Annotated in this window: 16 protein-coding genes; 7 read left to right on the top strand and 9 right to left on the bottom strand. The window is 41.0% G+C overall.

Annotated elements, in window-relative coordinates:
- Nucleotides 1–56: 56 nt before the first annotated feature.
- Complete coding sequence (locus R9C00_00660; GenBank protein ID WPO35961.1) at nt 57–1,286, bottom strand: glycosyltransferase; 1,230 nt, start codon at nt 1,284–1,286, stop codon at nt 57–59.
- Nucleotides 1,287–1,384: 98 nt separating this feature from the next.
- A complete protein-coding gene (locus R9C00_00655) occupies nt 1,385–1,807 on the bottom strand; it encodes a bacteriohemerythrin (GenBank protein ID WPO35960.1) in 423 nt (140 codons plus the stop codon).
- A 142-nt stretch (nt 1,808–1,949) separates the two neighbouring features.
- Between R9C00_00655 and R9C00_00650 the strand changes: the two genes are divergently transcribed.
- The 5 genes from R9C00_00650 to R9C00_00630 all read left to right on the top strand — a co-directional run bounded on the left by R9C00_00650 (nt 1,950) and on the right by R9C00_00630 (nt 7,737).
- Nucleotides 1,950–3,068, top strand: a complete 1,119-nt coding sequence (locus R9C00_00650; protein WPO35959.1) for a glycosyltransferase — start codon at nt 1,950–1,952, stop codon at nt 3,066–3,068.
- Between the two features lie 68 nt (nt 3,069–3,136).
- A complete protein-coding gene (locus tag R9C00_00645) occupies nt 3,137–3,802 on the top strand; it encodes a metal-dependent transcriptional regulator (GenBank protein ID WPO35958.1) in 666 nt (221 codons plus the stop codon).
- A gap of 232 nt (nt 3,803–4,034) precedes the next feature.
- Nucleotides 4,035–5,297, top strand: a complete 1,263-nt coding sequence (locus R9C00_00640) for a glycosyltransferase N-terminal domain-containing protein (protein WPO35957.1) — start codon at nt 4,035–4,037, stop codon at nt 5,295–5,297.
- 1 nt (nt 5,298) lies between these two features.
- On the top strand, nt 5,299–6,243 hold the full coding sequence (gene rsgA / locus R9C00_00635) for a ribosome small subunit-dependent GTPase A (protein ID WPO35956.1): 945 nt from the start codon (nt 5,299–5,301) through the stop codon (nt 6,241–6,243).
- A 270-nt stretch (nt 6,244–6,513) separates the two neighbouring features.
- Nucleotides 6,514–7,737 carry a T9SS type A sorting domain-containing protein gene (locus tag R9C00_00630; protein WPO35955.1) on the top strand — a complete coding sequence of 408 codons (1,224 nt, stop codon included), beginning with the start codon at nt 6,514–6,516 and terminating at the stop codon, nt 7,735–7,737.
- A gap of 536 nt (nt 7,738–8,273) precedes the next feature.
- Here the strand turns inward: R9C00_00630 and R9C00_00625 are convergent.
- The 7 genes from R9C00_00625 to R9C00_00595 all read right to left on the bottom strand — a co-directional run bounded on the left by R9C00_00625 (nt 8,274) and on the right by R9C00_00595 (nt 17,853).
- Entirely contained in the window at nt 8,274–9,140 is an 867-nt protein-coding gene (locus tag R9C00_00625; GenBank protein WPO35954.1) for a sigma-70 family RNA polymerase sigma factor, read from the bottom strand.
- Nucleotides 9,141–9,695: 555 nt separating this feature from the next.
- Entirely contained in the window at nt 9,696–11,183 is a 1,488-nt protein-coding gene (locus tag R9C00_00620) for a sodium:solute symporter (GenBank protein ID WPO35953.1), read from the bottom strand.
- A gap of 155 nt (nt 11,184–11,338) precedes the next feature.
- Nucleotides 11,339–14,119 carry a hypothetical protein gene (locus tag R9C00_00615; GenBank protein WPO35952.1) on the bottom strand — a complete coding sequence of 927 codons (2,781 nt, stop codon included), beginning with the start codon at nt 14,117–14,119 and terminating at the stop codon, nt 11,339–11,341.
- Nucleotides 14,120–14,179: 60 nt separating this feature from the next.
- Complete coding sequence (locus R9C00_00610) at nt 14,180–14,491, bottom strand: DUF3817 domain-containing protein (GenBank protein WPO35951.1); 312 nt, start codon at nt 14,489–14,491, stop codon at nt 14,180–14,182.
- A gap of 166 nt (nt 14,492–14,657) precedes the next feature.
- A complete protein-coding gene (hisIE, locus tag R9C00_00605; protein ID WPO35950.1) occupies nt 14,658–15,260 on the bottom strand; it encodes a bifunctional phosphoribosyl-AMP cyclohydrolase/phosphoribosyl-ATP diphosphatase HisIE in 603 nt (200 codons plus the stop codon).
- Nucleotides 15,261–15,265: 5 nt separating this feature from the next.
- Nucleotides 15,266–16,021, bottom strand: coding sequence for an imidazole glycerol phosphate synthase subunit HisF (hisF, locus tag R9C00_00600; GenBank protein WPO35949.1), 756 nt, complete (start codon nt 16,019–16,021; stop codon nt 15,266–15,268).
- A 185-nt stretch (nt 16,022–16,206) separates the two neighbouring features.
- Nucleotides 16,207–17,853, bottom strand: a complete 1,647-nt coding sequence (locus R9C00_00595; protein WPO35948.1) for a cache domain-containing protein — start codon at nt 17,851–17,853, stop codon at nt 16,207–16,209.
- A gap of 194 nt (nt 17,854–18,047) precedes the next feature.
- On the opposite strand from R9C00_00595, the gene R9C00_00590 reads away from it, so the two are divergent.
- Nucleotides 18,048–18,830 carry an IS5 family transposase gene (locus R9C00_00590; protein WPO35947.1) on the top strand — a complete coding sequence of 261 codons (783 nt, stop codon included), beginning with the start codon at nt 18,048–18,050 and terminating at the stop codon, nt 18,828–18,830.
- 620 nt (nt 18,831–19,450) lie between these two features.
- Nucleotides 19,451–20,719, top strand: a complete 1,269-nt coding sequence (locus R9C00_00585) for a replication-associated recombination protein A (GenBank protein ID WPO35946.1) — start codon at nt 19,451–19,453, stop codon at nt 20,717–20,719.
- Nucleotides 20,720–20,783: the final 64 nt, after the last annotated feature.

The following is a 20,783-nucleotide window of genomic DNA, read 5'->3' as shown; positions in this document are numbered from 1 at the left end:
AATAGAGGGTTGGGCTAAGCTTTTCAGCTTTTATTTGAAGAAATAGCAATGATTTATTACTTCCCCAAAACGGTTTCATACACCTTCCTATATTTTTCCACACCTTTACTCAAGGCATAAAAATCAATAGCACCATTTCTAATCTCGGTTTTGTCAAGTGCCAATATTTTTGGAAGGTTTTCCACGGCTTCGGCATATGCTGCTTCAGAAAAATCATTTGTCAAAAAACCTGCATTGTAGGTTTCTACCACGTAGTCCGTATCGCCTACTTCTCGGTTGCAAACTAATGGAATTCCCATCGCCATCATTTCGCCCTGCTTGGTAGGCGAAGATGCTTTTTTGGAAAAAACAGGTTTGATAAAAAAGAGAGATGCATCGGAAAGGGAAAGCATGAGTGGTACTTGTTCTCGCTCAGCTTGCTTGATGCGGAAATGGTCGGGAGATACGCCTTGCCTTTCAGCCTCTTCCAAAATCATTGTAGGGTCTTCCGCAGTGATAAAGAAAAATACCCAATTGGGCTGTTTTTCAACCAACACTTTGAAAAAAGCCATCATTTCGGGCAACATGTACCAAGTTCCTATAGAGCCCAGATACGACAATACTTGCTGTTTTGCTGAAATATCAAGTTCTTTTCGAAGCTCTTCTTGTGCTTCTTCACTTATATTTTTCGCATCAAAAAGCTCAGTATCTACACTGCAAGGAATGACCGCGATGGGGATTGGCTGGTTCTTTATTTTTTCCCAAGAATGGATAATATTCGCCCCGTTGTGGGTCAGGCTAATGGAATGGTCTGCCTCCGAAAAAAACTCGATTTCTTTCTTTTTGAAAAACTCATACACCTTTTTGAAAATAGGGCTTTCCAGCGTCCAAATTCCCCCATCTAGCCTTTCGTCGGCAAAGAAGCCGCGCATGTCAAACACAAACGGCATTTTCAATTTCCGCTTTAGCCATAGCCCTACCAAGGCGGTGATATAACTTCGGCAATGAACGAGCTGGAAATTCTTTTTCTTATGAAGAGCAGTTACCGTTTTTCTTAGTTTGTAAACATCCCAAAGGGTGGATAAAACTGGTGGGCGTTTGGTATAATTCAAAGGCTTCCAGTCTATATTACTCTTTTCTAGGCGCTGTGCAATAGTTGATGTACGATTGGCTCGTTCTGCTTTTTCGAAACTAATAAGGGTGATGTTGTACCCCGCTTTTGTGAGTCCTTCGAGGTAGGGAATTACTTGCGACTGCCCCAAAGGATCAGTCATGCCGTCGTAAGAAAGGTAAAGAGTATTGATCAACGTGTGGAAGGTTTACATAAAAGAATTGTGCACAAAAAAAGCAGGCTCTGCCTAGAACCTGCTAATTTATAGTATTGATTTCGATTCCTACAAGTTTTTTACTTTTCTTCTGCCATCGTCTTGCTTTCGGCTAACCTCGAATAATAACTTTTATCCCTACCAACCACATGGTTTTGAAGCCAATGGTTCAAAAAATTGAAAACAGCAATAGCTACATCTTTATCACCTATTTCTAGCTCTTCTTTTACCTGCATAAGCCATTGTTGAAATTCTTCATGAGCCTCTTGATATTTTTGAATCTCTTTCTGCCCAAACTGCCTAAAAATTCTTTCTTCGGTAGAAAAATGGTAGCTTGAATAGGCAAACAGTTTGTCAATGATATTTTGGAGCACTCTCTCTCCACGACCAGCCCTAATCGCCTGATCTAATTCTTCAACTATAAGGAATAATTGTTTATGTTGGTCGTCGATTTTCTGAATACCGACAGAATGTGATTTTTTGTTCCAAGTAATAGTAGCCATGTAAGGTTGAATTAGGTGTCAAATAATTTCATCTATAATCAGAACTAGTGTTTTTGGCAAAATAGTATCAATTTTGTGGCATATTCATCTTTAAAAGGAGAAAAATAGGAGTGATAAAATGGGAAAGGGCAAGAAAAAAATTATGTTAGCTTCGGTATTGAAGCCTCTTGACGACTCCAGAATGTTCGAGAAATTTGCCCTTAGTTTAAGCCAACATTATGAAGTTCACCTCATTGGCTTTTCCTCCAAAAAGCCAACTTGCCTAAACGCTGTTACTTTCCATCCTTTACCGCTCAGAGGACGAAAAAGTTTGGGAAGAGCAAAGTCCTCAAATTTTATTTGGAAAAAACTTCTGCAAATCCAACCAGACTTGCTCATTATCCATGCCGTAGAACTACTACCGCTGGCTGTTTTATTTAGGTTGCTGAAAGGCAAACCATTTATCTATGATATTAGGGAAAATTATTTCAAAAACCTCCTTTACCAGTCTATTTACCCCACCCCGCTTAAGCAACTAATAGCCCTTGGGATTCGCGGAGTAGAATGGGTAAGCAAGCCATTTGCCAGTCATTATATTTTAGCGGAAAAAAGCTACGCCGATGAGCTTGGTTTTACCAAAGGAAAAGTGACGGTGGTGGAAAATAAATTCAAAAGAATAAGCCAGTTGGAACAACGAAAAACCGGTTCTTCTGAAAGAATAAAATTTGCCTTTACAGGAACTATTTCCAAAGCCTATGGAGCTTTAGAAGCTGCAAAACTTGTAATTGCCCTCAACCAATTTGGGCAAAAAGCGGCTCTCACCATTGCCGGGCATTTTATAGAAAATGACCTCAGAATGGAATTAATTTCCCTTGCCGAGGAACACACTTTTATTCGCCTTAAAATAGGAAAACCGCTTATAGCCCACTCCGAATTGATGGAACTATTAGCTGCATGTGATTTCGCTATTTTAAGCTATCAGCCGAATAAAAGCACGGAAAGCTGTATTCCCACCCGGCTCTATGAATGCCTTGCACTTGCCGTGCCGATGCTAATTCCACCAAACGAGCTATGGGAAAAACTGACCGCACCTTACCATGCCGCCATCACCGTAAATTTCAACCAACCAGATATTGAACAGTTTCTCCGACAGGTGCAGGAGCTTGACCCTTATCCAAATGGACAGGTGCAGGAAGCAACTTGGAAAAGCGAGGAGGAAAAGCTGCTGGACGTAGTGGAGAAAGTGTTGGGTTTTGAGCAAAGTTTTGCCAATCGTAGTTAATTTCCGATATTATCATTTTATTTTTGCCCCTTGCCCTCGGCAAACAACATGACCAAAACAGCGAACTGATGACCCAACCGATAGAGCTTAGCCATACGGAGGAAAATTATATAAAGGTGATCTACCACCTTTCCGAGAAAAACGAAGCCGTTTCCACAAATGCCATAGCCGATATGCTGAGTACCAAACCAGCATCTGTGAGCGATATGCTCAAAAAACTGGACTCAAAAAGCCTCATCAACTATATTAAATATAAAGGAGTGACTCTGACCGAAGAGGGAAAATCCATCGCTCTTTGGATCATAAGGAAGCATCGTTTGTGGGAAGTTTTTTTGGTGGAAAAAATGAAGTTTAATTGGGACGAGGTTCACGAAGTTGCCGAGCAGTTGGAGCATATAAAATCCAGAAGGTTGATCGAACAGCTCGATTGGTTTTTGGAATTCCCCAAGTACGATCCGCACGGAGACCCTATCCCCGATAGCGAAGGGAAAGTGCGACAGCTCCCTACCCTTCCCCTCTCGGAAGCAACCATGAAAACAGACCTAAAAGTAGTGACGGTAAGCGACAGCAGCTCGGAATTTTTGCAATACCTCGACAAGGTTGGCATTAGCATAGGCATCCATATCAAAATTGTGGACAAAATAGCATATGACGGCTCTTTAGAACTGGAAATTGATGGAAAAACCCATTTGATATCGAGACAAGGTGCGCAGAACATTTTGGTGGTGGCTTAGGCAAAATATCAGAATGCATAGGCAAATCACCAAACATCGTTCCCCCAAAAAGCAAAAAAAACTTGGTGAAAAAGCTTTTTGCCTCTGGTTATTTCTAGTTTACCAAGCGCTGCACGAAAGCGGAAAGCCTCGTTTCCATTATTTAATGTATACCTATAAGGAAGTAGCACAAGAATAATAGAAAGTTGGAAAGAGATTTTCGTAAAATTGCAGCACAATTGAATTTTAAAAAATGGGTAAAATACTATATAGGATCGGAATTGGTCTGTACGGTTTTTTGGTGAGAACCCTTTCTCTGTTCAATGAAAAAGCAAAGCTTTTTGCCAAAGGGAGAAAAGGATGGGAAGCTAATTTACAGGAAGCACTTGCGGGAAATACAAAAGAAACGGTTTGGTTTCATTGCGCCTCGCTTGGTGAGTTCGAACAAGCCCGGCCTGTTATAGAAAAATACAAGGAAGAATTTCCCAACACTTTTTTATTGGTCACTTTTTTCTCGCCAAGCGGCTATGAAATAAGGAAAGATTACGACCAAGCAGACTACGTATGCTACCTTCCGCTCGACACACCTGCGAATGCCCAAAAGTTTGTTGAAACCATTTCCCCTTCTTTAGTTTTCTTTGTCAAATATGAATTTTGGTATTTCTACCTACAAGCTATTCATCAACGAAACATTCCACTGATTTCCTTTTCGGCTATTTTCCGGCCAGAGCAATTATTCTTCAAGTCTTACGGAGGCTTTTATCGCCAGTCCCTCCATTTTTTCAGCCACTTTTTTGTGCAAGATAAAACTTCTGTTGAGTTGCTCAAAAGTATAGGAATAGAAAACACAACCCAATCGGGAGATACCCGCTACGACAGGGTGAAAGAAGTTTTTGACCAAAGAAAAGAAATTCCATTGGCGAAAGCCTTTAAAAATGGGGTAAAAACCTTAGTAATTGGCAGTAGCTGGCCGCAAGATATTGAGGCCATCGCCGAAATGTACAAGCAATTTGAACAACCACTCAAGCTGCTCATTGCCCCTCATGAAATTGGGGAAAGCAACATAAAAGCAGTGGAAAAAGCTTTTGCAGGATATAAAACTACTCGCTACTCAGAGGCAAATATAGACGAGGTGGCCAACAGCGAAATTTTGATCATTGATAATATTGGGATGCTATCTTCTCTGTACCAATACGGCGAATTTGCCTTCATTGGCGGGGCTTTCGAACAAGGCTTGCACAATACGCTGGAAGCGGCAACTTACGGCGTTCCCGTGTTTTTTGGACCAGAATATGTTAAATTTCAAGAGGCTTTTGACCTGATCGACTGCGGCGGCGGTTTCTCCATCAAAAATGGGGAGGACTTCCTTGCCCAATTTTCGGAACTCTATGAGAACGAAAAAGCTTGGGGAAAAGCAGCCAAAGCAAGTTTTGACTTGGTTAGAAAAAATGTGGGCGCTACCGAAAAAGTAATCGCTTTTAGCAAAAGTTTATCTCCATCAACTAAAGTGCAGTAATGTGGAAAAAGGATTAATTATCAGATCGACAGGTTCTTGGTACGAAGTTTTGCAGGGCGAAGGCACTAGCGAGCAAAAGGTTTACCAAGGAAGGTTGCGGGGTAAATTCAAACAGAGCAAGATTAAGATAAAATCGACCAACCCACTGGCCGTGGGAGATTACGTTGATTTTGAAGTGGAAAGTGAAGAAGAAAATACTGCGATCATTATGGATATCCACGAGCGGAGAAATTACTTGGTGAGGCAATCGACTAGAAAGCGCTGGCACAAACATGTGATAGCCGCCAACATTGACCTCGCCATAGTAATGGCAACAGTGAAGCAACCTCGCACTTCTCCGGGTTTTATCGACCGGTTTTTGGTCTCTGCCGAATCTTTTGAAATTCCAGCCTTGGTGCTATTCAACAAACACGACTTACTGGACGAAGACGAAAAAGAATACCAAGAACAATATGAAAAACTCTACCGCTCATTAGGCTACCAGTCCATGCACATATCCGCCCTCAATAAAGATGGGATGGACGAGCTTTACGAAGTTTTGAAAGGCAAAAAATCCCTCATAGCAGGGCATTCAGGGGTTGGAAAATCTACCCTTATCAATACACTTGTGCCAGAAGCCCAGCAGGAAACCAAGGAAATTTCCTCCTTTGCCAATAAGGGAGTTCATACCACCACCTATGCCGAAATGTTCATTTTGGGAAACGGAATCTTTTTAATAGACACCCCGGGAATAAAAGAACTGGGAATAATGGATGTAGAAGAAGCTGAGCTTGGAATGTTTTTTCCAGAAATCAAAAAGTATCAAAAAAACTGCAAATACTACAATTGCACCCACTTGCACGAACCTGGCTGTGCAGTAATAGAAGCCGTAGAACAAAGTAAAATAGCCATCCCCCGCTACAAAAGTTATATCTCCATGATGGAAAACGAGGACAACAGGAGGTAAAAATCCTCATGTTATAATCCAAAAAAATATTTGTTAATTAACATTATCAGAATATATAATCCATCAATAATGCCGTTTTACAGGCAACAGTCATCCCTAATTTCAAACAATTCCAATAGCTGAGGTATGGTTTTCGTAACCATCCTTTTAACAGATTGGCTATTTGAAAGTCAAGAGGTGGCTTTTTGTATGAAAAAACACTCCAACCAATAAGTAATCCTCGACTAACTCAACTAGCTAAACTAATAAACTAAACAAAAATTGACTCCAATGAAATTTCAATTGCTAAAAAGCAGCCTAATACTATGTATAACCATGCTTGTGTGGGGGCAGGTTAGTGCGCAATTTAACTATGTTTCCCAAGATAATACTCCAGTATCTATAAATTGGGCTGATGCGAGTACTTGGAATATTCCAAATGATAGTAATCCATATGATCCTGCACCTGTAAACCCAGGAAATCCAACAACTCATAATCGCCTTGGAACTGTAGATATTTATGGTTATGTACTTGTCAGTGGTGATCTAACTATAAATAATGCCAACCCTGTAATCAATGTACATGATACATTGGTAATTAACGGAGATGCGACCCTTGGGTCAGGCGCTGCATTAAATGTCTCAGGTAATGGCATCTTAATAATTCTTGGAAAACTTACAGTATTAGGAAGTTTTGATCTAGGGAATAATGGTAGAATGGTAGTTACTGAAGATTTAGAAGTTAAAAATGGTACAGTGCAGAATGATAATGATTTGTATGTTTACGGAAGTACTTCTGCTGCTTCTGGAGGAGGGGGAACAGTAAATGGTTGTGATGCATATAATACCGCTGTTTGTGACCCTGAGGACGCCTCGAAAACAGAATCAGAACTACAATCAGATGACCTTCCTTTATATAACTTTGTCAATGAAATAAGCGGGGGAGGCATTATACCTCTCCCTGTAGAGCTAGAAAGCTTTTCAGGTAAATTTGAAGAAGATAGAGTACAACTCTCCTTTTCTACTATTTCAGAATATGATAGCGATAAGTTTTTGATAGAACGGTCACTAGATGGTCGTACCTTCGAAACTATAGGCGAGGTAAACAGTGAAGGTTATTCAAATACTAGGATTGTTTACTCCTTTCAAGATACTAGCCCGAATCTCGGAGTCAATTATTACCGCCTTACCCAAGTCGATTTTGATGGCTCAACAGAGCTTTCCAAGGTAATAACCGTAGTAGCAGCGGCTAGTGGAATAGACTTCAACATCTACCCTAACCCTGTTTCCTCTAACTACTTCACTGTAGAAGGAATGGGAGTAGCACCAAATTCAATTATTCCATATGTTATCTATTCAAGCGAAGGAGTAGTTGTTCTAACTGGGGAACTGACATCAGAAAGTAGCTTTTCCAAGCACAGAATCGATATCCCTAGCCAATTGGGTAGCGGTTTGTATATCCTCAAGCTGTTTGTAGAAGGAGAAGGCTTCACCAAGTCGTTTTTAAAACAGTAAAGGAAACTAAGCTTATATACATTAAGGGTCTACCATTCCGAGAATGGTAGACCCTTTTTTCTTATATAACCATCTTCCTATTTGTACCTGCTGATATTGCTCTCACCTTTGCGAGCCCAAACCTGCTTTTCATTATAAACGGATTTAAACTTTTGGCTAAACCCTCCTTGTAAGTCATTGACAAAAAATCTTCTGTTCTTTATGGAAAGAATCCCGTGAGGGATTCCATAATTGTAGCCCAATGATTTAAGCTTAAAAATACGCCGTAGGTGTTGTAAATGTAAAATCGAAAATTACTACAATTATGAAACCCCTCCCGGGTTTTGTGTCCTTACAAACCTACCCGAAAAACTTGAAATCCCTGATTACATTTTGCCAGCTACTCAATCTAAAAGTTGCACATTTTTATGAAGAAGCAAGTTATCAATGTAATTACAACTAATGTTAGTAAACATGCAAAATGACTTCGTTACACAAAAACGCCCGACCAATCTGAGATTGGTCGGGCTTTTACTTTATCTAGTAAACCTGTTTTACTAGCCTAAATATTCAGCTAACAACCTACTTCTGTTAGAAGTACGAAGCTTCTTGATCGCCTTGTCTTTGATCTGCCTTACACGCTCTCTGGTCAAGTCTAAGATTTCTCCTATTTGCTCCAAAGAAAGCGGGTGATCAACACCAATACCAAACGACATCTTGATTACCTGACGCTCACGCTCGCTAAGGCTAGACAGCGCCCTTTCGGTCTCGATTCTCAATGAATCTTCATAAACCATTGGTTGGTCAGTAGTATCGATGTTCTTGTTCTCCATCACATCAAGCAATGAGTTGCTCTCTCCTTCTTGGAAAGGCGCATCTACTGAAATCTGCCTAGCACCTGCATTTAGCGTGCTTGTGATCTCGTGAGAATCCATCTCCAAAATACCTGCTAGCTCTTCAGCGGTTGGTTCACGCTCAAATTGCTGCTCTAGCTCGGCAAATGCTTTATTGATTTTGCTCAATGCACCAGTTTTGTTAAGCGGGAGCCTTACAATACGAGACTGCTCAGCCAACGCCTGCATGATAGACTGACGAATCCACCAAACTGCATAGGAGATAAACTTGAAACCACGAGTCTCATCAAACTTTTGAGCAGCTTTCAACAGCCCAAGGTTTCCTTCATTGATAAGATCATTGAGGGAAAGATTTCTGTTTTGATATTGCTTCGCTACCGAAACGACAAAACGCAAGTTTGCTTTTGTAAGTTTTTCCAGCGCAGCAGTATCACCCTGTTTAATCCTTTTAGCCAGTGTAACCTCTTCTTCTGGAGTTAGCAAGTCAACTTTGCTAATTTCATTGAAGTATCTTTCCAAGGACTGGCTTTCCCGGTTGGTAATGGTTTGTGTGATCTTAAGTTGACGCATATCTTTTTTCTACTATATGGTTTTTATATAAAAACAAATTATCAGGCACTGTGAGTATATTTATCAAAAGCTTCTGCCAATCAGGGCTGTAAGCTTTTTCTTATTTTTTTACTTTAATTCTGTGTTTGGTTAGTGGATAATAAAAAAAACGACTTAATATTGAGGTTTCCCTTGTTCAGGAATCATTAAGGATTTTTTGCCAAAAAAGCAGATAGTACGTTTTTTTTAACATTGGCAGGAAATTTTGCCACCCATGAGTGACCATAACTAGAACCAGAACAGCAAGTCTTTGTAAAAAGTTTTATATGCAACAAAAGAACTTGAACTTTTGTAACATTTATTGTTAATTTTTCTAGTAATTAAGGCCATTGGCTAAGCTAGCTAATGTAAAGCTTTTGTTACAACTTTCTTTTTGCTATTTTTCAATCAAAATTTTCTTTTAGTAGCAAAAACTTGCAAAGTTAAATCAAAAAAAACATAAAACTCAAGTTTTTTTTGATTTATAATTCACTGTATTCACACAAATTACCTTGTGCGTCCTGTTAATTCAATTTATTAACTCCTCCCCATATCATTTGCCAATGCTACTTCATCTGGCTTTTCTTTTTTTATCAGTAACATCAATGCTACAAAAGTCACCCCGCCGTTGATCATCAAAAGATTATAGCCAAACTGGTATCCTCCAAATAATGACTCAGAGAAAAAATCCATTAAATAACAAAGAACTGTTGAGATAGCGCAAATAGCTGGCACAAACTGATCCTTGATTTTCCATTTGGTAAAAATCCCGAAGGCAAAAAGCCCAATGAGTGGACCGTAAGTATAACTGGCTATGGTATAAATAGAGTCGACGACAGTCCTGTTCTTAAAAGCATTGAAGAGAATTACTAGCAAAAATAATAGGATGGCAAATACAATCTGGCTCTGAATCCGCCTCATCCGCTTTTTTGCTTCGCCTGTTTTTGTCTTGGTAAACTCTAAAAAATCGACAGTAAAAGCACTTGTGAGGGCTATCATGGATGAATCTGCATTGGCACAAGTAGCTGCTATCAGCCCAAGCATAAAGAGCAATCCTGTAAACTTGCCCAAATGATCTTGGATCACCAATACATAAAAATCATTTCCCGAAGCAGGAATTTGCATCCCTTCGGCATCAGCATAAATATAGAGTAACGCACCTAGCGTAAGCAAAGCAATATTAATGATCACCAAAAAAATACTAAACCATATCATATTTTTCTGGGCATCGGCAACAGTTGCGCAAGAAAGGTGCTTTTGCATCACAGCTTGGTCGAGCCCATTCATCACCACCGCTATAAAGACCCCGGCAAAAAACTGTGTAAAAAAATGCCTTGGATCACCCGTGTCCCAAAAAAATGCCTTAGAATATTCACTCTCTTGCACTTGAACCATCGCCTCGTTGAACGTTACCCCCAATTTATCCATCACTAAATAAGCAATGACTGAAATGGTAGACACAATAATAATAGTGTGGAAAACATCGGTAAAAACAATTGTTTTGATCCCCCCTCTCATAGAATACAACAGCACAACCAATAACACAATAAACACGGTAAGCCCATAATTAAACCCTAATTCTTCGAACATATAGCTCTGAGCCGACTTAGCGGAAACATACACCATAAATGCTGTGGCTATCAGCCTAGACAGAATAAAAAACACCGAGCCCGTTTTGTGTGACCAAAACCCTAGGCGTTCTTCTAGATATTGGTAAATGGAAACCACATTGAGCTTATAAAAAAGAGGTAAAAGGATAGTAGCGACAAAACTATAGCCTACCAAATAGCCAAAAACCCGCTGTATATAACTAAAATCATTGGTTCCTACAAACCCTGGAATGTTAAGAAACAAGAAGCCCGAAAGGAATGCCCCTACCGAACCAATTGCTACCAAAAACCAAGGAGCTTTCTTTTCGGCATTGAAATAAACACTGGTAGTAGCCCCTCTTGCAGTAAAGTATGCGATTATAAAAAGGGTTAAAAAGTACAGGCAGATATTTAAAATCACATGGTTAGTACTCATCGCTTTTGCTAAATTGAGACGGTAGTTGAGCGACATTACCTATTGCAAGCCGCTGGTTTAGGTGCGTATTTTTGCGCAAAAATAGAAGTATATTTCATTGTTCGAGTCAAGAACTTTGCTTTTTTACTCTCGACTCTAAAAGTATAGCTGGTAAACTAGCGGTTCTTTACCGCAATAGCTTCCAACATTTTTCCATTCGTCACATACACAAGAAACAAATCATCCTTTTCCAGGTATTCTATTCCCGCAACTTGCTCAGCGGCCAATGGCTTTTCCAATACTTTTTCCCCATTATTATAAAAAAGCACCAACTTTTTATCTGTCGCATTATGTACAGCAAATATTTCATTGTGAGGGCTAAACTTATAGTAGCTTGTGCTCACTTTTGCCTCTCTGTTCATATACGTCCTAAAAATGTATTTCCCTTCAGGGCTTATGAATGTCAACTCACGCCCCTCCATCCTTGCTGCTACCCAGTTTTGCCCAAGGTTCTGATCTATGCACATGACAAACCTGCTTCCTGGGTATTTTTTGGGGAGTTGAGCCCGCTTTAAAACCTTTCCCCTCATATTGCAACTTACCAGCTCTCCCGAAGTGCCTAGCAACTGTAATTGGGTATGTTCAAAATCTTGTTTTGGAACTACAAAAAGCGGATTTTTGGTTGGTACATTAAATATCAGTGGAAATTCGGGGTAAGACTTTGCATCTGTTTTGAGCGCATTGAGCGTACCATTTTCCAATAAGAAAATATAGGCATCAAAGTTCCCCACCCGAACAGCCCTTGCCGCTTGGGAAAAAGAATAAGAAAACATCCTTGGCGACCAATTATTGAGCGGCGTGCCATATTGGCTAATCACAAATGCATTTCCCAACTTATCCGTAGCCAAAAAGCGATAATTCTTAAAATTGTTGTATTCAATAACCGAAAGATGCTGGGTGTTAAAATAAGGAGGAAGTGATAGAGGGTATCCTTTCACAAAACGCCCTTTCCTATCTATCAGAAAAATTTTGTTCTCATACGAAAGTAAGATTTGCAATTCCCCATTATGTCTAAGGTCAATTTGCCTCACATCCGCATTGACTTTCCCATACATTTTTGACCTGAACAACTGTTCGCCACTGCTCGAAAATAGATACAAATTATTCCACTTGTCTTGAAGTAAAATATCTGTTTGCCCAGAGTAATGGTTTTTGAGCAAGTGCAAATTTTCTTGGGCATTGGTAACCAATGGCGCTTCCCAAAGTCTCTCCTGCACAGGAGCAGACCGAGGCGGGCGAAAAGTCACCATTCCGCTATGCAAATTCCCTCCTTTGTTCCCACTCCAGCTTGTCCACAGGTAGCCAAACTTTAGAAAATAGCGCTTGTATTTCTCAAAAAAGGGCTTCCATTTCGGTTTTAACTCAGAGAAAAAAGGTTGCCAAACATTGCTAGGCAACATTCCCAAGGCAAGGTTGGACGGCTTATCCAGTTCGGCATCAATAAAATCCTGATAGCCTTTCAGTTGGCTGAGCACCTGATTTTTTTTGTAACTCTCCAACAAATTTTTGATGTGCTGAGGGTTTTCAGCAAGCACCAAATGCTCCTTATAAAAAGCATAATAGGTTTCTTCCCAGGCCGGATGCCAAATACTGCTCAGCAGTTGGGGAAAATTAGCCATGGCAATACTTTTGATCTCAAAATCTCCGTACTTCTCACTAAAAGGCAACAATTCCTCAGGCCTAAGCTTTAGGTCTAAATCAAACAAAAGCTCTAGTAGCTCTTCTTTTTGCGTAGAGTTAAAAAGCAAAACTTGTGTTGGGGAATCGGTATTTTCCTCATCCTGCTCAAAAAAAATCACTTCTTTCTCAACTAGCGCAAAAAAATCATCTGTATCAAAAGGTACTCTTTTAGCAAGCTCCTTATATTTCTGAAACTTCTCTGGCTGTTTTTTTTCCAACCAACTCAACACGTTATCCCTCAGTTGTTCTCCATCATCGAAACCTAGACGCACAAAATAATTTGCCTTAGCAGGAATTAACTCAGCCATAGTTGCAGAAAATGTAGGTTGGAGGTTATGAAAAACCCCTTCCAATTCCTCTAGCTGTTCAAAATGACTCCCCTCAAAAGAAATATAACTTTGCTGGCTTTCCGCTCCTAATACCGATGGCGGAGCTAAAGCTGAAAGCCACTGAGGCAATTCGGAGCGCTGATTCAAAAAACAACTCAACAACTCCCCCATATGCTGAGGATTAAAATAAATTTCAAAGTCCTTTACTGCCTCACCCTCCTCTTCTTGGCTATTTCTAGCCGTTTTTATAAAACTATTCGAGCTTTCTTCTTTGTATTGCCTAATTACTTCTTCTAGCAAAGAACTATTTTTACTCAACACCAAGCGGTCTTTTATGGTGGTAATATTCCAAATTGGTGTTTTGCCCTTGTCTTTAAAAACGATAATTTCCTGCCCCTCATACAACCGTTTTTCTGTAAGAAACGGCATTAACTGTAGCGTGGGGGTGAACCAGTCGCCTGCTTGGGGGAAAGTAAAAAGGGGCATGTAATATACCAAATCGAAGTCGCGGGTAGAGTGCGGGTGGACACTCAAATACAAGGGCGATTCCGCCAAGGTCTGCTTCAAAAAAGGATTATTTTGAACCAAACCATCCAAAAATCTGAAGTTTTGGGCAAAACTGCCAAAATCAGGAATGTGGGAAAGGTGCTGAATAGCAGAAGAGCGTTCAAGTTCTTGGTACAAAGAATCGGTGTACCATATTTTAAGTGCCAAAGCAGAAGATGCTGGTATAAGTTCTTCTATTTGAGTAGTGTTGAGTTTCTTGTAGAGAAGAAAAGAAAGGTGGATAATGAGAAAAGTAATAGCAGTGATAGTGCCAATATACGCTACCCAATGTTGCTTGCTGGAAGTGGATGTAGGGGCTTTAAAAATACTTCCCAAGGTCATTTGCAGGTTTTAGAGTTGGTTTAAAGAAGATAAGATATGGGCTAATTTAGCCCAATTCTATCAAACCTCTTCTGCTCTAGGCCTTAAAAGATGTTTGTCTGCCCAAAAAGTACCAAAAGGAACGATTGAAGCCAAAATAGCCAAGCCAAGCTTTTTCATAGGCCAACCCTCATCTAGCTTGAGTTGCAATGCCCAAACAAGGTATAGCACAAAAAGCAGCCCGTGAACCATCCCAAAAACTTTGTTGGGCATGGGGTTGTCAAATAAATATTTGAGGGGCATAGTCACAAAAAGGATGACCAAAAATGATACCCCTTCGGCAAAAGCCAACACCCTGAACCTCCCCAAGTTTGTTTTAAATAATTCTTGCATCTGGTTGAAACTCGTTTGTTTGTAAAATACTAACATAAGCCAACGCATACGTTGGCTCTACATTTTCCGTGCTGGCACGAGCACTTGGTGGGGCAAAGCATTTCACCTGTACCTCTCACATCAAAACCCTTCTCATTACCCACACCCAAAATTCATGCTCAATCCCCTACTTCTTGTGCCTTCCTTCCAATATGCCAATCACCTCGTCGAGGGTGTAGCCTTTGGCTTCGAGCAATACCAAAAAGTGGAACAGCAAATCAGCCGATTCGTTTAGGAAAAGATCTTTATCATCGTCTTTGGCTTCTATCACTAGCTCCACCGCTTCTTCCCCAACTTTTTGTGCAATTTTATTGATTCCTTTATCGAACAAGCTGGAAGTATAAGACTTGTCAGAACCTTCTTGCCTTCTCGATTTTATTACCGAGGCAATGTAGTTCAAATATGCCCCTCTCCCTTCGTTGTCTTCTTTGAAGCACGTGTCCGCTCCCGTGTGGCAAGCCGGACCAACTGGCTTAGCCTTTACCAAAACAGTGTCGTTATCGCAATCGACCAAAACTTCTTCGGCAAAGAGGAAATTCCCCGAGGTCTCGCCCTTTGTCCAAAGCCTCTGCTTGCTGCGGCTAAAAAATGTGGTTTTTCCTTCTGCTTTCGTTTTTTCCAAAGCTTCGGCATTCATATACCCCACCATCAGCACCTTATTGGTAACCGAATCTTGCACTACCGCAGGCACCAGCCCATCTCCTTTTTCAAAATCTATCTCCATCATCATTAATATTATAGCCTTACAGCAACATTTTTCTTATTCAAATAACTTTTCAAATCTGGAATACCAATTTCCTTGAAGTGGAAAATGCTAGCAGCAAGCGCCGCATCCGCATCGTTGTTTTCAAAAATATCTACAAAATGCTCCATATTTCCTGCTCCACCCGAGGCTATTACAGGAATGTTCAAGTTTTTGGTCAGGTATCCGGTAAGCTCTATGGCAAAACCATTTTTAGTACCGTCATGGTCCATCGAAGTAAGCAAAATCTCACCAGCCCCTCTTTCTTCCACCTCTTTTGCCCAAGGGATCGTCCGTAACTCAGTAGGTTCGCGCCCTCCTTTCACATGCACAATATGCTCCCCTTCCACATATCGGGAATCGATAGCAACTACTACGCACTGCGAGCCAAACTCCCCAGCAAGCTCATTTACCAAATCAGGATTTTTAACTGCCGAAGAATTGATGGAAATCTTGTCTGCACCAGCATTGAGCAAAGCAGAAACATCTTCTTTGGTACTGATACCGCCACCTACGGTAAATGGAATGCTGATTTTCTGCGCCACTCGGCGAACCAACTCTACCAAAGTCTTACGCTTTTCTACCGTAGCAGTAATGTCCAAAAACACCAACTCATCCGCACCCGATTCACTGTAAATTTCGGCAAGCTCTACCGGATCACCCGCACTTATAAGGTTCACAAAGTTGATCCCCTTCACCGTTTGCCCGTCTTTTATATCGAGGCAAGGAATTATTCTTTTTGTAAGCATAAGCTGATTGAAATTTCAAAGAACAAACTTAGGACAATTCCTTTTCAAAGAGAAGGTATTTGTATGCAAACGAGAGGGATTGGGTTATTTTTCTGGCTTTCGCCCTAAAGCAAAATTATTATCCACAAAAAAGCCCCTTATCCTTTTTTATGAAAGAATAAGTGGCAAAATGGCATGAAGTATAATTAGACGGCTTTTTCAGCCTTCAATTCTTCTATTTGCCTCTTGTAAGACTCTTCACGTCTTCGCATCTCTTCGTGGGTAGCCTGAAGCTCTTCCATATTTTGGCGAATTTCCTCTTCTCCTGCCTGAAGCGTGGCCGAGAGGTGCTGGCTTTCTTCCAAAAGCGCTTTAGTTTTTTCTGTATTGCTGATCGACCACAGCCATGCGCCCAAGCTCTCTGCAAGGCTTTCCAAAAAGCTTTTCTCTATTTCATTCAATTTTTTGAACGAGGCTATTTCCAGCATCCCCTGAACCTCATCATTGCTAATAAGCGGAAGAATATAAATCATTTTTGGGCAAGCTTCACCAAGCCCCGATTTTATAATCAAGTACTCGTCGGGAATTTCTTCCAAATAAGTTGGTTCTTTTTCAAGCCATGCCTGCCCTACGAGCCCTTCGCCTGGAAGAATTGCCTCCTTAACATATTTCACTCGCCCCCAAGCATAAGTAGCCATCCTTTCCATCACCTTCTCACCATCTTGCGGAACTCGATAAATACACCCCTGGTTCGCTCCAATATACTTAACAATTTCTGAGATCAATTTTTTCCCAAGTACTCCAAGGTCATCTACTTGGGAATGTGTAATTGAAGAAAACAGTGCCAAACCATCGTTTTTCCAATGCCTTGCCGCTTCTGCATTTCTATGCTCTTTTAGGTTATCACGCATAGCCATCAAAGAAATACCTAACACATCGTCCTCACTTTGCTTTTCGTATTCAAAATCAAAATTCTCTTCACCTATGGCCGAGGCAAAATCTGCAGCCCTGTTCTTTTCTTGAATCACTTGGTTGACCGATTCGGTAATAAGCCCAATTTCATGTTTATTATCTGAACTGATCAGATCTACCTTCAACCCCTTCCCTAGTGACTGAAGCTGCTCGGAAAGATAGGCGATTGGCTGGGTAATACTTTTCCTCACTTGCCAACTAATAGGCATTACTACAAAAGCCAAAAAGAAACCTACACCAAGTACAATAGAGAAGAATGATGTTTTCTGGACATCGCCCAGCTCTAGCTGGAGCTCTTCTTTTGCATTGAGAATATTGTCTATATAAAAACCATTTCCAATCCAGTAAGGGGTTCCTTTTATAGGGGTTCCGTACAAGAGCTTTAACCTAGCTTCCCTTATAGCCGAATTACTACCACCTCCTAGCCAAAACTGAACAAACCCTCCGCCCGAGTTAACCTTTTTCACCAAATCTCTTATATAAAACACGCCAGTACTATCAGCAGAATCGCCCAAATCTTTACCTTCAAATGCAGGAGAAGGGGGAAATACTTGCATGACAGAACCTTTATATACAGAAAAATAGCTGGTGCTACTTGTATCGTACCGAATATCGTACAACGTATTTTTAATAATAGCCAACTGCTCCTGTTCGTCAGAAATATTTTCACATAGTTTTTCTATGATTTTAGCTGTCGCAACAGTGGCTGCTTGAATTTTTTGCTTTTTCAGTTGCAGCATTTCATCATACAGCATATCGGAGCTGTATGATTTTATTCTTTCAAGATTGACATAAAAAATCAGAAAAGAAAGGAACGCAATAACGATCATGAGCCCATTCAAAATCCACAAGCGAGTTGAGATTTTTAACTTTCTAAGCATAACAATGAATATTTTACAGTTTATTAAGTTACAGTCGGTACTTTTGCTTAGAACGTAGTAGAGTATTGATTAATTATGTTTAATTAAATAAATAGACGATGTTATTTTTTTTAAGGACTCTAGTTAAGAGCATGTTTAAATTTTGAAAAGAGCCGGGCAGGCTAAAACTTTGTAGTGACGAAACAACAAAGTTTATGGAAACAGGATATACCCGCTTGACCTCCCGGCAATGGCAATATATAAAAGAATATCTTCCCGTGGAAAGGAAACGCAAATATGACCTCAGGGACGTGGTGGACTCGATCTTGTACTGCATGCGCAGCGGACAGCAGTGGCGCAGCCTCTCGGGCGAGGGACGCCCTCCTTGGAATGTGGTATACTATTATTTCCGCAAGTGGCAGGGGGACAACACGCTTTTTCGGCTGAACGCGGCACTCAACCAACTAGAGCGCAAGAGGAAGGGCAAGAAGGCGACCCCGAGCATGCTTTCCATTGATAGCCAGTCGGTAAAGTGCGCGCCTTTTATCGGGCAGGACACGGGGCTGGACGGCAACAAGAAGGTGAACGGGAGAAAAAGGCACGTCATCACCGATACGCTCGGGCTGGTATGGGGAGTGGTCGCCACTGGCGCCAACGAGCATGACGGCACGATAGGGCAACGGGTGGTGGAGCCCCTCTTGGGCTACCTGCACAGGATGGAAAAGATCCTGGCAGACCAGGCCTATAAAAAGAAGTTCACCGGATGGGTAGAGGACAACATAAGGGGCGTAGAGGTCGAGATATCCTCTTGTCCCCCAACCCCCAGGGGCTTTGTGCCCATCAAGTGGAGATGGGTCACCGAGAGGACATTCGGCACGTTCAATTTCTTCCGGAGGCTGTCCAAAGACTATGAAAAAACTACCAAAAGCCAAGAAGCTTGGGTTTTATGGCAAAACTGCCAAATAATACTTAATAGGATCAAAAAAATGCCTATTTAAAATTTTTAAACATGATCTAATTAAGTCTTCATGACACTATGCCTAAAAAATGTAATACTTAAAACATCACAAAGTCGAAAAACTCAATTAATAATTCATTTGTGCCTGAAACCGAATCATGTGCTCTACTTGAAAGTTCATCGGTTCTGTGGTGTAAGAAGTTTTCCTATCAGCATCACTGCGAGTTCAAAAACATTATTAGGATGCCATTCTGGGTCTATTTCAAACTCTTTAGTATCTTGACTTCGGGCATCCAATTCAAACTTTTTCCTCCATATATAGGGTCACACTGCTCGCATTCAAGATTCGGATTCGTTTTAAAACTATTGTACCTAAACTGTATATATCCTCCAACCTTTAATGGTCTCGTAGCATTTTTTCGATGCATAAGGGTTGCTGTCTTTTGCAAAAGTTTCTGAATACAAGCTTTGCAAAAGACTGGTGGAATCAGCCGAATTTTGCGCATACGCTGCTATTCCTGTTGTATAAAACAGTAAAATCAGGAGTGTTCGTTCATAGGTTGTGGTTTTGGACAAGGTATCACCTGAATATGAATTCAATATGAAACCCGCTATAAGTTAAGGACATAAAACCTGTGCTTTTCTATTTATATTTGACCTATGAAAGCCAACAGACCACCTCTTTCGGAGCGGATTCGTCCTTCCTCGTTCGATACTTTTATAGGGCAAAAGCACCTTGTGGGCGAGCGGGGTGTAATTAGGAAAATGGTGGAAGGGAACACCTTGGTCTCCATGATATTTTGGGGTCCTCCTGGCGTGGGTAAAACTACCCTTGCCAACATCATTGCCAACCAAATGAAACGCCCTTTCTTTACCCTAAGCGCAGTGAGTGCAGGGGTAAAAGAAGTGAGGGAGGTAATTGCCAAAGCGCAAAACCAGTACAATACGGTACTATTTATAGATGAAATCCACCGCTTCAACAAAAGCCAGCAAGATGCGCTGTTGGGAGCTGTGGAAAAAGGATATATAACCCTGCTGGGTGCTACCACCGAAAACCCTTCCTTCGAGGTAAACTCAGCACTTATTTCCCGCTGCCAAGTGTACACCCTCAAGCACCTCGACAAAAGCGAGCTGATTGGGCTGATGAAGCAAGCTATAACCATTGACCCTTTCCTTCAACAGAAAAAAATTACGTTGGCAGAAACAGAAGCGCTCATCAACCTTTCTGACGGAGATGCCCGAAAAGTGCTCAATTTACTGGAAATGGTAGCAGATGAGGAAGAAAGTGAGGAAGTGGAAATCACAGATGAAATTGTATTGAACACTGCCCAACGGAAAACTGTACTTTATGACAAAACGGGGGAACAACATTACGATATTATTTCCGCATTTATAAAATCAATACGAGGAAGCGACCCAAATGCTGCTGTTTATTACTTGGCAAGGATGATAGAAGGCGGAGAAGATCCCAAATTTATTGCCCGCAGGCTGCTCATTGCCGCCTCGGAAGATATCGGAAATGCCAACCCGACCGCCTTGGTCATTGCCACCAACTGCTTCCAAGCTGTCACGTTTGTAGGCTACCCCGAAGCTCGGATTATTCTCTCTCAAGCCACTACTTATTTGGCAGCATCGCCCAAAAGCAATGCTGCGTACATGGCTATAAATAAAGCCCAACAAGTAGTGAGAGACACGGGGAACTTGCAAGTTCCACTTGCCATCCGCAATGCTCCAACCAAGCTTATGAAGCAACAGGGCTATGGAAAAGGCTACAAATATTCGCACAACTACGAAAACAACTTTGCCGAACAGGAATTCTTACCCAAAGAACTGGCTGGAAAAGTGATTTACGACCCAGGCAAAAACCCAAGAGAAGAAGAAATGCGAAAAAGATTGAGGATGCTGTGGAAAGATAAGTATGGATATTGATTTTAGTTTGAGGGGCGAGCAAGAGAGGGTGTAAAAATAATTGGAGAAAACTTTTTCTAACTTC

It is taken from the genome of Flammeovirgaceae bacterium SG7u.111 (assembly GCA_034044135.1).
Lineage (GTDB): Bacteria > Bacteroidota > Bacteroidia > Cytophagales > Flammeovirgaceae.
This window is presented reverse-complemented; position numbering and strand designations above follow the sequence as displayed.

Excerpts from the sequence above, each read along its gene's own strand:
- R9C00_00655 (WPO35960.1), bottom strand. The coding sequence starts at position 1,807 with ATGGCTACTATTACTTGGAACAAAAAATCACATTCTGTCGGTATTCAG.
- R9C00_00650 (WPO35959.1), top strand. The coding sequence starts at position 1,950 with ATGTTAGCTTCGGTATTGAAGCCTCTTGACGACTCCAGAATGTTCGAG.
- R9C00_00645 (WPO35958.1), top strand. The coding sequence starts at position 3,137 with ATGACCCAACCGATAGAGCTTAGCCATACGGAGGAAAATTATATAAAG.
- R9C00_00640 (WPO35957.1), top strand. The coding sequence starts at position 4,035 with ATGGGTAAAATACTATATAGGATCGGAATTGGTCTGTACGGTTTTTTG.
- R9C00_00630 (WPO35955.1), top strand. The coding sequence starts at position 6,514 with ATGAAATTTCAATTGCTAAAAAGCAGCCTAATACTATGTATAACCATG.
- R9C00_00625 (WPO35954.1), bottom strand. The coding sequence starts at position 9,140 with ATGCGTCAACTTAAGATCACACAAACCATTACCAACCGGGAAAGCCAG.
- R9C00_00620 (WPO35953.1), bottom strand. The coding sequence starts at position 11,183 with ATGAGTACTAACCATGTGATTTTAAATATCTGCCTGTACTTTTTAACC.
- R9C00_00615 (WPO35952.1), bottom strand. The coding sequence starts at position 14,119 with ATGACCTTGGGAAGTATTTTTAAAGCCCCTACATCCACTTCCAGCAAG.
- R9C00_00610 (WPO35951.1), bottom strand. The coding sequence starts at position 14,491 with ATGCAAGAATTATTTAAAACAAACTTGGGGAGGTTCAGGGTGTTGGCT.
- hisIE (WPO35950.1), bottom strand. The coding sequence starts at position 15,260 with ATGATGATGGAGATAGATTTTGAAAAAGGAGATGGGCTGGTGCCTGCG.
- hisF (WPO35949.1), bottom strand. The coding sequence starts at position 16,021 with ATGCTTACAAAAAGAATAATTCCTTGCCTCGATATAAAAGACGGGCAA.
- R9C00_00595 (WPO35948.1), bottom strand. The coding sequence starts at position 17,853 with ATGCTTAGAAAGTTAAAAATCTCAACTCGCTTGTGGATTTTGAATGGG.
- R9C00_00590 (WPO35947.1), top strand. The coding sequence starts at position 18,048 with ATGGAAACAGGATATACCCGCTTGACCTCCCGGCAATGGCAATATATA.
- R9C00_00585 (WPO35946.1), top strand. The coding sequence starts at position 19,451 with ATGAAAGCCAACAGACCACCTCTTTCGGAGCGGATTCGTCCTTCCTCG.